Source organism: Pseudomonas sp. LG1E9 (assembly GCF_003290225.1).
Classification (GTDB): domain Bacteria; phylum Pseudomonadota; class Gammaproteobacteria; order Pseudomonadales; family Pseudomonadaceae; genus Aquipseudomonas; species Aquipseudomonas cyclaminis.
Genome location: NZ_CP029983.1, coordinates 4,495,843 through 4,508,783, shown reverse-complemented (window position 1 = coordinate 4,508,783; position 12,941 = coordinate 4,495,843). Strand labels below are relative to the sequence as shown.

The following is a 12,941-nucleotide window of genomic DNA, read 5'->3' as shown; positions in this document are numbered from 1 at the left end:
GCTGTCTTTTTGCTGAACATAGGCAATCACATCAGAGATGTTTGAGTGCAGCCGACCAGTCCGGATTGTTCATGATGCCCAGGGTCTTGAATTTACCGTTCGGCAACACTTGTACGAACAGGGCGCTGCCATACTCGGGGAATGCTGCGCGGGGGAAGCCCTGGGATTTTTCGAAGTCGGCGATGCAGCCGCTGTGCGTCACGAATACCAGGTTGCGCCCCGGCTGCTTGTGGCTGAGCAATTCCTCACCCATGGCTGCGCCGCAGACGGCTTGCTGTCCGGAGGTCAGCTCGTTTTTACCGAACATGAAGCGCAAGGTCTGGGCGGTACGAATGGCCGGGCTGGCGAGCACGTCGCTGCCGTCCATGCCCAACCATTTAAAGGCGCTGCCGAGTTTTTCCGCCTGTTGGCTGCCGTTGATTGTCAGGCCTTCGACCGGCCCCAGGCACGGGTTGGTCGAGCGGTCGCAGCGCTCTTCATGACGCACCAGCACGATCACGTCGCCGTCGCGCCACAGCGGCATGACCTGGGAGGTCAGCAGGCGGTTGCCCACGCCGAGATCCCGTGGCGAAGCCGGCCAGAGCAGGCTGCAAGCGAGCAGCGCAGTGATCACGGCAATGCCAAGCCACAGACGTTGCAGGCGCTTGAAAAAAGCCCGGGGCGAGCGCGGTTTGGTCAGGGTAATGTCTACCACTTCATTCACCTTGGACACTGTTGGCAATGTTGTATTAATTAGGCGCAACTTGTTGGCGAATAGCCGCAGTGAAGCAGGAGGCTGTCACAGGGCTGCTGTCTTTTCGCTGAACATGCGGCGGTTAAAAGTTGTCAGGCGTGGCCACTGATCAAGTGGCCGACGCGTGGCGCATAACCGGCAATTTAGAGGGCTGCGAGTGGGCAACCGGTGAAATCCATGTGAAAAATTTGCGTGGCCCAATGGCGCAGCCGTTATTCTCGATGGCCGCCCATCAATCGAGTGCTCCCATGTTGCAGGTGCAAGGTGTCTTCAAAAGCTACACGACTCCTCAAGGCCCATTGGCGGTGCTGGCCGGTGTGGATTTGCACCTGGCCCCACGCAGCAGCCTGGCGTTGATGGGCGAGTCGGGCAGCGGCAAGAGCACCTTGTTGCATCTGGTGGCGGGGCTTGATCGGCTGGATCGCGGCAGTATCCAGGTGGGTGAGCAGCGTCTCGACCAGATGAGCGAGCCGCAACTGGCCCACTGGCGGCGCACTGAAATCGGCCTGGTGTTCCAGCAGTTCAACCTCATCGGCAGTTTGCGCGTTGACGACAACCTGGCGTTCCAGGCCCGCCTGGCGGGGCGCTTTGATCCGCGCTGGCAGGCGCAGTTGGTCGAACGCCTGGGCCTGGGCGACTTGCTCAAGCGCTATCCGGAACAGCTCTCGGGCGGCCAGCAACAGCGGGTCGCGGTAGGTCGGGCCTTGGCGTCACGGCCGGGTTTGCTGTTGGCTGACGAACCCACCGGCAACCTCGACGAAGCCACCAGCGACGAGGTGCTGCAACTGCTGCTGGACCTGTTGCGTGACAGCCCCACCAGCCTGTTGATGGTCACGCACAGCCCACGCATCGCAGCGCGGCTGGACCAGCAGGTGGTGTTGCATCACGGCCGCGTCCTGCCGGCGGATGCGCGCTGACATGGCGGTGTTTTATTGGACACTGCGCGCGTTGCTCAGCCATTGGCGGCGCCATCCGGTGCAGTTCTTCAGCGTGCTTACCGGCTTGTGGCTGGCCACCGCACTCCTGACCGGCGTGCAGGCCCTCAATACTCAGGCGCGCGACAGTTATGCCCGCGCCAGCCAGTTGATCGGCGGCGAACCCCAGGCCAGCCTCAGTGCGCCGGACGCGGCCAGTTTTCCGCAAGCGCTGTTCGCCCAATTGCGCCGCGCCGGTTGGCCGGTGTCGCCGGTGGTGCAGGGGCGTTTGCAGCTCAAGGGGCATGAGGACATGCGCCTGCAATTGATGGGCATTGATCCGCTGTCGTTGCCCGGCAGCGGTGCGGTAGCGGGGCAGCGCTTGAGCCAGGCGCAGATGCTTGCCTTCTTTGAACCGCCGGGGCGGACCTGGATCGCGCCGCAAACCTTGCAGGCCCTGGGGCTGCTCGAAGGGCAGCAACCCCTGGCGCAGAACGGGCAACGCCTGCCGCCCCTGCAAGCGCAGCCGGACATGGCGCCCGGCCTGTTACTCACCGATATCGGCTTTGCTCAACCCCTGCTGGAAATGCCTGGGCAACTCTCGCGACTGCTGTTGGACAAGGCCTTCGCCGCCGGGCATCCCACGCCACCCGCCGGGCTGCAACTCAGGCAGGGCGAGGACAACAACCTGGCGCGCCTTACCGAAAGCTTTCACTTGAACCTGGATGCGCTGGGCTTCCTGTCCTTTGTGGTGGGGCTGTTTATCGTGCACGCGGCCATCGGCCTGGCCCTGGAGCAACGACGCGCACTGTTGCGCACCTTGCGTGCCTGCGGGGTCAGTGCGCATTTGTTGATCCTCGGGCTTGCGGTGGAGTTGGGCGCGTTGTCGCTGCTGGGCGGTGTGCTGGGCGTTGCCAGCGGCTACCTGCTGGCCAGCCTGCTGCTGCCGGATGTGGCTGTCAGCCTGAGGGGGTTATATGGCGCCGAAGTACCGGGACAGTTAAGCCTGAGCCCGTGGTGGTGGTTGGCGGGGCTCGGCTTGAGCCTGTTGGGCGCCTTGCTTGCCGGCGCCAGCAGCGTGTGGCGGGCGGCGCGCCTGCCGTTGCTGGCGCTGGCCAACGCCCAGGCCTGGCACGAAGCCCATGGCCGTTGGTTACGGCGCCAGGGCTGGGTCGCAGCAACCGCGTTGCTGATCGCGCTGTTGGCGCTTTGGCTGGGCGACAGCCTGGCGTCTGGTTTTATATTGATGGCGGCGTTACTGCTCGGCGCCGCCCTGGGCTTGCCGGTGCTGCTCAACGGGCTGCTCAAGGCCGTGCTGGGGCGCAGCCGTTCGGTACTGGGCCAATGGTTTCTCGCCGATTGTCGCCAACAATTGCCGGCCTTGAGCCTGGCGTTGATGGCGTTGCTGCTGGCCCTGGCCGCGAACATCGGCGCGGGCTCCATGACGTCAGGCTTTCGCCACACCTTCAATCATTGGCTGGAGCAACGCCTGACGGCCGAGCTGTACCTCAACCCACAAACCCCGGCCCAGGCGGATCAGCTCAGCACCTGGCTGGCGCACCAATCGCTGGTACAGAGGGTGTTGCCGACCTGGCAGGTCGCGGTGCAAGTGCAGGGTTGGCCGGCGGATGTGTTCGGGGTGGTCGATGATCCGACCTATCGTCAGCATTGGCCGTTGTTGGAGGCTGTCGCTGAGCCCTGGGACCAACTGCTGGGTGACGACACGTTGATGCTCAGCGAGCAGTTGGCGCGCAGGTTGTCAGTCAGGCTCGGGGATTCGATCAATATCCCCACGCCGCAAGGTGCATGGTCGCCCAAGGTGGTGGGGATCTACGCCGATTACGGTAATCCCAAGGGGCATATCCTGGTCAATTCCGCGCACCTGCTGGCGCACTGGCCGACCCTCTCGCCGGCGCGTTTCAACCTGCGCGTCGCGCCGCCCGATGTGGCGCCACTGGTGCGCGAAGTGCAGCGCGAATTTGCCCTGGACGACAGCCGTATCGTCGATCAACAGCAACTCAAGGGCTGGTCAAGCCAGGTGTTCGAACGCACCTTCGCCGCGACCGCCGCCCTCAACAGCCTGACCCTGGGCGTGGCCGGCGTGGCGCTGTTCATCAGCCTGCTGACCCAGAGCCAGAGCCGCCTCGGCCAACTCGCTCCGCTGTGGGCGCTGGGCGTGACACGGCGACAATTGATGCTGCTGAACCTGGGCCAGACCTGGCTGCTGGCGGTGCTCACCCTGATGCTGGCGTTGCCGCTGGGGGTGCTGCTGGCGTGGTGCCTGGACGCGGTGATCAACGTGCAGGCCTTTGGCTGGCGGCTACCGTTGCAGGTGTTCCCGTGGCAGCTCGCACAATTACTCGGGCTGGCGATGCTGGCCACATTGTTAGCATCGGCCTGGCCGCTGTGGCAGTTGTACCGCAGCCGCCCGGCGGATTTGCTTCGGACCTTTGCCCATGAAGATTAAGGCGTTGATCTGCGCGTTATGGCTGCTGGCGGCCTGTGACAAAGTCCCCGCACCCCAGGAGAGCTTCGCAGGCCTGGGCAGCGATGCAGCGGACTTTGCCCAAGTGGTGCCCGGCAAGGCGTTCAGCTTTCCCGAGGACCACGGCCCCCATGACGGCTTTCGCATCGAGTGGTGGTACGTTACCGCCAACCTCAAGGATGCCGAGGGCAATGTGTTCGGCGTGCAATGGACGCTGTTTCGCAACGCGTTGAAAGCCGGGCCGACCCAGGCCGGCTGGCAGGATTCGACGGTGTGGCTCGGCCATGCCGCCGTCACCTCTGCCAACCGCCATTACGCCGCCGAACGTCTAGCCCGTGGCGGCGTTGGCCAGGCCGGTGCCCAGGCCGCGCCGTTCACTGCGTGGATCGACGATTGGAACTTTGCCAGCCGTCCTGGCACAGTCGGTGCATTGGCGGATATGCAACTCAAGGCCAGCGATGCGCACTTCGCCTACGACCTGCGCCTCACCGCCAGTCGGCCGCTGGTGTTGCAAGGCGACAACGGCTACAGCCGCAAATCCGACCAGGGCCAGGCGTCGTATTACTACAGTCAGCCGTTCTTCACTGCCGAAGGCAGTGTGCGCATTGACGGCAACACCTATCAAGTCACCGGCCCGGCCTGGCTCGACCGCGAATGGAGCAGCCAACCCCTGAGCGCCAACCAGACCGGTTGGGACTGGTTCTCCCTGCACCTGGACCGGGGCGCGCAACTGATGCTGTTTCGCGTACGCCAGAAGGACGGCGGCGGTTATCTCACCGGCACCTGGATCGACGCCCAGGGACGTACCGAGACGTTGCACAACGCCGATATCCAACTCGCCCCGCTGGAAAGCACGGCCATTGATGGGCGCAATATTCCTACGCGCTGGTCGCTGAAAATTCCTCGCAAACAGCTGGATATCACCACCGAAGCCGTCAACCCGAATGCCTGGATGAACCTGGGGATTCCGTATTGGGAAGGGCCGGTGCGGTTTGAGGGCGGGGTGGGGTATCTGGAGATGACGGGGTATTAAGGCGGATTCGAGGTCACACATTGGATCTCCATGCTTCAGATAGAGCTCAGGCTGCCCGTCCTTCACTCCGGCGCCAACGCCAGTTGCAACGGCAAGCGCGCCATGCTCGTGCTCTTCAACGAGCCCAGGTACAACCAGTCGCCATACTCCCGCGCGGTGGTAATCGGTGAGTAGTTGCCTGCGCTGCCATCCTGCAAATTGGCGATCACCTTGCCGCAGGTATCCAACCCCAGCACAAAGGCTTTGCGCTCGATGGGCTTGGGCACGACCATCAGTGCACGCACCATCACTTTGCGCAGCAGCGGGTAGCCGGCAAAGCTGTCCAGCAATGGATTGCGCGGTGAATAGAGCGCCACCCAGAAGCGGTCCTGGCCGTTGAAACTCAGGTTGTCCGGCAGGCCTGGCAGGTTGTCGATAAACAGGTCGTGGCTGCCGGCGCGTTCGCCTTTGAGCCAGTAGCGGCTGATGCGATAGGCGCCGGTTTCATTCACCAGTACGTAGCGTTCGTCCGGGCCCAGGGCGACGCCGTTGGCAAATTGCAGTTGGTCGAGCAACACCTCGGTGCGGCCATTGCTGAAGTCGTAACGCAGCAGCCGACCATCACCGCCATGCTCGATCACGGCTTCGCCATCCTGGCCATACCCCCAGCGGCTCGATGCGTCGCTGAAATAGGCATAGCGGCCACTGGCGTCCACGATGACGTCATCGGTAAAACCGAAGGGCACGCCATCGGCGCCGGTGCTCAGGGAGGTGAGTTGGCGGTTGGCATCCAGTGCGAGCAGACCCTTCACGCCATCGGCAATGATCAAGCGCCCATCCGGGTGCAGCGCCAGCCCCAGCGGGCGTCCGCCCGTATTGGCGAGTACCTCAAGGTTGCGGCTGTCGGGGGAGGTGCGGATGATGCGCCCATCCTGCAGGCCGCTGATGAGAAAACCCTGGGCATCCAACAGCAACGCCTCCGGCCCGGCGATGTCCTGGGCGCCGATTTTCTGCACGCCCTTGAGGCGTTGGTTCTCGGCGAAAGGGCCTTCTTTCATCGATGGCGCGTTGGGCGGCGCCCAGTTCACCGGTTGTACCTTGGTCGGCATCAGCAGCAAAAAGGCGACCACCGCCAGCAGCAACACAAACAGCAGATGGCGCAGTTTTTTTGGACGGGTACTCATGACGATTCCTGATTGTCGTTGGGGCTCATAGCGTTTTTGGGTGGTGACTGAGCTTAGCCCGGCTTCAGGATCGCGCTAGTTCACTGCCCGTTTCACATCAGTGGATCCCAGCGTTGTGACCAGTCACCTTCGGCCTTGACCACATCGCGCAGTAACGCCAATGCCTGCTGCAACACCGCCGAATCCCGCGCCCTTGAATACACCAGGAAGGTCGGGAAGCTGAACTCCGGCGCCTTGGACACACGCTGCATCACACCGCTGTCCAAGTAGCTTTGCACTACCCGCGTGCGGAAATAGCCAGCGCCGCCATTTTCGAGGATGTACTGCAAGGCCAACGGCCCCAGGTTGAAGCTCACCGCAGCCCGGGCCTTGTCGGGCAGGGCGGCGTCGTGTTGCTGGCGAAAGCCCGGCCCCCAGTCGATGTAGACGTACGGCGCCGGCTTGCTGACCAATTGCACCAGGATCAGTTTTTCTTCCAGTACCTGTTCCACCTGCAACCCCGGCCAGTATTGCGGCTGGAACACCAGCGCCGCGTCGAGCACGCCCAGTTCCAGCTGGCGCAACAGGTAGTCGCCTTCACGCACTTCGGTGCGCAGCGCGTGGCCGGGAATGTGTTCGCGCAGCGCCTTGGCCCACCCGAGCATCAACGGGTTGCACAGGCTGACCTCACCGCCGATGTGCAGCACATTGCGATAGCCATCGGGCAACGGCAGGTCACGCCGCGCGGCTTCCCAGGTTTGCAGCAACTGGTTGGCATACACCACGAAGGCCTCGCCGTCGGCGGTCAGGCGTGCGCCGGCGCGGTTGCGGATAAACAGCGTACTGCCCAGTTGGCTTTCCAGGCTTTTGACCCGTGCGGTGATGGCGGTCTGGGTGACGTGAAGTTTCTCAGCGGCCGCCGCCAGGCTGCCGCAACGGGTGATTTCGAGAAAGGTGCGTGCCAGTTCGATGTCCATGAAGACCCCTGGGGATGAATGGGGGCATTGTAGAACTGATCACGCAGAAGCGGGGATTGGCAGGCGACTCCATCGGCGCGCTACTCCCAACCGTCTGGGTCGAGACAGCGAGTTGACCGTGGCGGCTGTCTGCCATACGCCAGGAAGTCGCCCACCCAGCGGTTGATGCAGCCGCCGGCGTCCGGTCTTGCGGGATCCTTGAGGCGCAGTTGTTCGACCTGGGATGCAGCTGTCGTGCTGTGTTCAGCGTTGAGCAGCACCATGCGTGCGACACGCTCTGGATACAGCGCACTGTAACGGCTGCCCAACCGCGTGCCATCGGCGTTACCCAGATAGAGCAGTTGTGCGTCCCCCAGTTGGGCACGTACGAACTCCATGTCCCGTGCGGCGTGTTCTACGCCGTTCTGTTGGCTGAGGTCACGAGGGCTGAGCTCGATGACGTCATAACGGTTGACCAGCTTGCGATACGCTTGTGTGGCATAGGATTCCCAGCGGGTGGCCAGGTGAATCACGAAGGTGCTCTGGTTGTTGGGCGCGGTATCGCCGGCCTGGGTGAACACCACTCCCTCGCGGCTCAACGGCTCGCGGGCGCCGACGCGGGTCAGGTGCAGGCGCAGGGTGCCTTGCCGAGGCGCGGCGTAGTTGCGCGGTACGGTCACGACGCCGCACTGGGTGCGTGACACCACGTTGGGGTCCAGCCGTTCGAGGGCGGGGAGGGGGCAGTCCAGCAGCCAATCGATGGCGGTGGGTTGGATCAGTGATGCGGTATGGCCAATGTTTACCATCAAGCACAGACAGCCACACGCGAGGTGTTTTGCAATCGTCATCAAGAGGTCCTGGGCAGCCGTGTGATAACGGCTTTTTTACCAAGGACCTTGGTTCGAGGAATGTAGGGCAAGAACGTGGATTGCGTAGGAAACTGGAGTTTTGTTTATCGGATATCGGTTTTCCAACCGCCACCCAGTGCCTTGTACAACGCAATGCTGGCCTGCAGGCGCGCCAGGCGCAGTTGCACGTTCAGGTCCTGGGCAGCGTACAGCGTGCGTTGGGTTTCGAGCACCGTGAGCAAGTCCTCGGCGCCGGCCTGATAGCGGCTTTCGGCGATCTGGAAGGCAGCCTGGGCCTGCTGCAATTCATCCGTTTGCCAATGACGCTGCTGGTCCAGCCGCGTGATGCTGCTGAGGGTTTTTTCCACATCGGCAAAACCGTTGATGATCGCACCGCGGTAGGCGTACAGCAGCTCATCCTGGCGTGCTCGGGCCTTGTCGCGCTCGGCGCTTAAACGGCCGTTGTTGAAGATCGGCCCCACCAGGCCGGCCGTCAGCGTGTAGTAGGGGCTGCGCAGGATGTCCACGGCCTTGTAGGCGTCGGAGCCCAGTGTGGCGCCGAGGGTCAGGGCTGGCAGCATGGCCGCTCGGGCCACGGTGACATTCGCCTGCGCGGCTGCCAGCTCGGCCTCGGCCTTGGCAATATCGGGTCGGCGGCTGAGCAACTGGCTGGGCATGCCGGCGTCGATGGTTGGCCACGTCATGGCCTGGAAGGGCTCTGCACCCAGGTCCAGGTTTTGCACCGGCTGGCCGAGAAGCGCCGCGAGGGTGATCTGGGCGTCTTCGGCCAGTTGCTGAATCAAGGGCAATTGGCGCCGCTGGCTGGCGACCAGGCTTTTCTGTTGGGCCAGTTCCAGCGCCGTGGCGGAGCCGGCGTCGTAGCGGGTCTGCACCAGGTCGAGCACGTTGCGGGCATTGGCCAGGTTCAGCTCGGCGATCTGCTGGCGCTGGCGCGCGGCCAGGGTTTGCGCGTAGCGGTTGGCCACGTTGCTGAGCAAGGTCAGTTCCACGGTGGCCTGGTCGAATTCGCTGGCCCGCAGCCCTTGCAGCGCGCTGTCGCGGGCGGCAGCACGTCCACCCCAGAAGTCCACTTCGTAACTGGCCGCCAGGCTGGCGCCGAAATTGTCCACCGCGTCATCGCTCGGCGAAGCGTCCAGGTCCGGCCCGCCCTGGCCGTGCAGCAATTTCTGATGGCTGGTGGTGAGGTCGAACTTCACCTCGGGCAACAGCGGCGCCCCGGCGATCACCGCGCTGGCCTGGGCCTGGCGCACGCGGGCCATGGAGGCGGCCACGTCGACGCTGTCACGCCGGGCCTGCTCGACCAGCCGGTTCAACTGCGGGCTGCCGAATAGCGTCCACCAGCGCTGGTTGGTGGCCTGGGCCGCGTCGCGCTCGGCGAATTGCCAGGCGGCCGGTGGCGCAATGCCGCTGTCCACCGAGGGCGGATCGCCGGCGCAGGCATTGAGCAGCAGGCACAGGCTGAGCAGGGACAGCTGCGAGGGGATGGATCGTTTATTCACTGGTCAATGCCTTAACCGGATCGAGCCGGGCAGCTTTACGGGCCGGCATAAAGCCGAATACGACGCCGGTGACCAGCGCGCAACCAAATGCGCCCAGCACCGCCACCAGGGAAAATTGCACCGCCACCTTGGCCAGCACCAATACGCCGCCCACCAGCAGCGCCAGGGCAATGCCGCACAGGCCGCCGACCACCGAAAGCATCACCGCCTCGGTCAGGAACTGGCGCAGGATGTCGCGTTGGCGTGCACCGGTGGCCATGCGGATGCCGATTTCACGGGTGCGCTCGCGCACGGTCATCAGCATGATGTTCATCACGCCGATGCCGCCCACCAGCAAGGAAATCGCCGCAATCGAGCCAAGCATCAGCGACAGGGTGTTCTGGGTCCGGGCCTCGGCCTGGATCATTGCGGCGTTGTTGGTCAACTCGTAGTCGTGTGTGCCGTTGTGCAGCTTCTGCATCAGTTGGTCGATGGCCACTTCGGCGTCGTGGACCCTTCCCGCGTCGGCGGCGGCGATCACCACGTATTCGGGGTCGTAGCTGCCAAACAAACGCACGCTGGCGGCGGTGTAGGGGATGGCGATGCGGTCGTCACTGTCCTTGTCGCCGGAGGCGGCGCCTTTTTCCGCCAGCACGCCGATCACCTGGAACGGTACGTTCTCGATCAAGATGTATTGCCCGATCGGATTGACCTGGCCCTTGAACAGCTTTTCGCGGATACGGTGGCCGATCACGGCGACCGTGGCCCCGCTGCGCTCGTCGGCGGTGGTGAAATAACTGCCCTCGACCACCGGCCAGTTGAAAATGTCCGGAAAATTGGTGTCGTTGCCGCCCACATACGCCATGTAATCGACGTTGCCATAGCGCACACCCGCCTTGCTGCCATTGACCGGCATGATGCGCTTGACCTGCGGCAGCGCGGCCAGTGCCTGGACGTCATTGAGGGTGACCACGCCCAGTGGCGCGCGTGGGTTGGGCGACGCGCCGCTCAGATAGAGAATGTTGGAACCGAACGCGCCCATCTGCGCCATGACCTGGCGCTTGCTGCCTTCGCCGACGGCGAGCATCACCACCACGGATGCCACGCCGATGATGATCCCCAGCAAGGTCAGTGCGGTGCGGAAACGGTTTATCCACATCACGCGCCAGGCGGCTTGCACAGCGTCCAGCACTTCGGCTCTCCACGCGCCGTTATGCTCGGCGCCGTCGATCAGGCGTTGACGCAGGTCCACGGCTTGCAGGGCGCCGTTGGCGGCGGGCGGGGCGGTAGCATTGTCGTCGGCCGAGTCGCTGATGATCAGGCCATCACGGATCTCGATGATGCGGTTGGCCCGTGCTGCGACTTCGCGGTCGTGGGTGATCAGGATCACCACGTGGCCCTGGCTGGCCAGCTCGTCCAGCAGGGTCATCACCTCGGCGCCGCTATGGCTGTCGAGGGCGCCAGTAGGTTCGTCGGCGAGAATGATGTGGCCGCCGTTCATCAGCGCGCGGGCGATGGACACCCGCTGCTGCTGGCCGCCGGACAGTTGATGGGGACGGTTGCCGGTACGCTCGGCCAGGCCCAGGCGGGTCAGCAGCGCGTTGGCTCGGGCGTGGCGCTCGGCCGCGCTGATACCGGCGTAGATCGCCGGCATCTCGACGTTCTCCTGGGCCGAACCCGAGGGGATCAAGTGATAGCCCTGAAACACAAAACCAAAGGCTTCGCGGCGCAGCCAGGCCAGTTCGTCACTGTCCAGGTGAGCGACGTTTTCCCCGGCGAACAGGTAGTCCCCCACCGTGGGGCGATCGAGGCAGCCGAGGATGTTCATCAGCGTGGACTTGCCGGAGCCGGAAGCGCCGACGATGGCGACGAATTCCCCGGCATGGATCGACAGGTCGATGCCGCGCAACACGTCCACCTGCGGGCTGTCGCCACCGCCGTAGGACTTGCGGATGTTCTTGAGTTCGATCAGGGGCGTGGTCACCTCAACCCCCACTGCCAGCAGCCGGGCCGATCAACAGGTGGTCGCCTTCGCTCAGGCCGCCGAGCACCTGGACCCGCAGACGATCACTGATGCCCAGTTGCACCTCGCGTTCCTCGATGCGGCCGTTCTCCATCACCACGCGGGCGATCTGCTTATCGGCGTTGCTGGTGCCCAGCAGGGCGGCAACCGGCGCGGTGAGGGCGTCCTTGACCTGTCCTGCGACAAAAAACACCTGGGTGGTCATTTCGGCCATCAAGGCGTTGTCGCCGTTGTCCACATCCAGCAGTACGGTGTACAGCACCACGCGGCCGGTGCCGCTTTTGCTGGAGCTGTTGGGGCTGCCGCTGCCCTGGGTTTCATTGAGCGGTTTGGGCGGGATCGGCAGGATCTGCCGCACGGTGCTGGCCCAGCGGCGGTTGCCGCCGCTCAGTGTGGTGAAGTAAGCCGTCATGCCGGGTTTGACGTGGCCGATGTCGGCCTCCGAGACTTCGGCCCACACGGTCATCGGCGACAACTTGGCGATGCGCAGGATCAACGGCGTCTGCTGCTGGGCATTGAGGGTCTGGCCGACCCGTGCGTCGACGGCGACCACGGTGCCGGTCATCGGCGCGTAGATGCGTGTATAGCCCAGCTCCGCCTCATCACTGCGCAGGCTGGCCTGGGCCTGGAGGATCTGCGCCTGGAACATATCGACACGGGCCTGGGTGGCGCTCAGTTCGGCCTTGGCGGTTTGCACATCTTCCTCGCGGGTGGCGTTGCCCGCGACCAGGCGCTGCTGGCGCTGGTACTTCTGGCGCGCCAGTTCGTGCAGGGCCTTCTGTTCCTGCAACTGCGCCTTGAGGTTTTCGATGGCGTAGCGGCTGGCATCGAGCTTGGCTTTTTGCGTCGAGGGATCGATCTCTACCAGCAATTGGCCTTCCTGCACCTGATCGCCGGCTTCAACGTGGATCTTGCGGATTTGCCCGGACGCCTGGGCGCCCACGTCCACGTAACGACGCGGCTGCAAGGTGCCCAGGGCCGTCACGCTGTTTTCGATATTGCCGCGGGTCACGGTGACGGTGGTCAGGGTGTCACGGCCGGGCGGCAGGACCTGCCAGGCGGCGACGGCGATGACGGGAATCAGGCACGCCACAACTAGCAGGGCGCGTCGGGCAGGTCGAGGGCGTTTCATGCTTAGGTTCCAGCCAGGAAAGTTCGGAGCGCAGTTGCGCAGAGCTGACAGTTAAACGAGAGAAACACGTGGGGATTTAGGCTGTTACACACCGTGAAACACGTCTGCCGGGTAAAAAAAACGACCGATGGCGCAAGACTTGTTTAAAAGTAGATGAGAATTACTATAAATTGCAC

The 12,941-nt window shown here is 63.8% G+C and carries 10 protein-coding genes; 3 read left to right on the top strand and 7 right to left on the bottom strand.

The genetic code is table 11. From position 1 onward, the window contains the following. Nucleotides 1-31: 31 nt before the first annotated feature. Entirely contained in the window at nucleotides 32-712 is a 681-nt protein-coding gene (locus tag DNK50_RS20475; protein WP_112196043.1) for a histidine phosphatase family protein, read from the bottom strand. 269 nt (nucleotides 713-981) lie between these two features. On the opposite strand from DNK50_RS20475, the gene DNK50_RS20470 reads away from it, so the two are divergent. Genes DNK50_RS20470 through DNK50_RS20460 form a run of 3 tightly spaced genes read left to right on the top strand, consistent with a single transcriptional unit; the run spans nucleotide 982 to nucleotide 5,165 of the window. Further along, on the top strand, nucleotides 982-1,650 hold the full coding sequence (locus DNK50_RS20470) for an ABC transporter ATP-binding protein (protein WP_099586589.1): 669 nt from the start codon (nucleotides 982-984) through the stop codon (nucleotides 1,648-1,650). Between the two features lies 1 nt (nucleotide 1,651). Beyond that, nucleotides 1,652-4,114, top strand: a complete 2,463-nt coding sequence (locus DNK50_RS20465) for an FtsX-like permease family protein (RefSeq protein ID WP_112196976.1) — start codon at nucleotides 1,652-1,654, stop codon at nucleotides 4,112-4,114. Continuing rightward, the gene (locus DNK50_RS20460; protein WP_112196042.1) at nucleotides 4,104-5,165 is read left to right on the top strand and encodes a lipocalin-like domain-containing protein; all 1,062 of its coding nucleotides are present in this window, start codon (nucleotides 4,104-4,106) and stop codon (nucleotides 5,163-5,165) included. Before DNK50_RS20465 ends, DNK50_RS20460 begins: the two co-directional genes overlap by 11 nt. Nucleotides 5,166-5,227: 62 nt before the next feature. Here DNK50_RS20460 and DNK50_RS20455 read toward each other — a convergent pair whose 3' ends face one another. From DNK50_RS20455 to DNK50_RS20430, 6 genes are all read right to left on the bottom strand, one after another. Then, complete coding sequence (locus DNK50_RS20455) at nucleotides 5,228-6,328, bottom strand: SMP-30/gluconolactonase/LRE family protein (RefSeq protein ID WP_112196041.1); 1,101 nt, start codon at nucleotides 6,326-6,328, stop codon at nucleotides 5,228-5,230. A 92-nt stretch (nucleotides 6,329-6,420) separates the two neighbouring features. Continuing rightward, the gene (locus tag DNK50_RS20450) at nucleotides 6,421-7,284 is read right to left on the bottom strand and encodes a LysR family transcriptional regulator (RefSeq protein WP_099586592.1); all 864 of its coding nucleotides are present in this window, start codon (nucleotides 7,282-7,284) and stop codon (nucleotides 6,421-6,423) included. An 80-nt stretch (nucleotides 7,285-7,364) separates the two neighbouring features. Next, nucleotides 7,365-8,111 (bottom strand): alpha/beta fold hydrolase, encoded by a 747-nt coding sequence (locus tag DNK50_RS20445; protein ID WP_112196040.1) that lies wholly within the window; start codon nucleotides 8,109-8,111, stop codon nucleotides 7,365-7,367. Between the two features lie 104 nt (nucleotides 8,112-8,215). Then, nucleotides 8,216-9,631: an efflux transporter outer membrane subunit gene (locus tag DNK50_RS20440; RefSeq protein WP_112196039.1), complete on the bottom strand. Its 1,416-nt coding sequence runs from the start codon at nucleotides 9,629-9,631 to the stop codon at nucleotides 8,216-8,218. After that, entirely contained in the window at nucleotides 9,624-11,594 is a 1,971-nt protein-coding gene (locus tag DNK50_RS20435; RefSeq protein WP_112196975.1) for a MacB family efflux pump subunit, read from the bottom strand. The genes DNK50_RS20440 and DNK50_RS20435 overlap by 8 nt, the downstream gene beginning before the upstream one ends. Nucleotide 11,595: 1 nt before the next feature. Continuing rightward, nucleotides 11,596-12,765, bottom strand: a complete 1,170-nt coding sequence (locus DNK50_RS20430) for an efflux RND transporter periplasmic adaptor subunit (RefSeq protein WP_099586595.1) — start codon at nucleotides 12,763-12,765, stop codon at nucleotides 11,596-11,598. Between the last annotated feature and the right edge of the window lie 176 nt (nucleotides 12,766-12,941).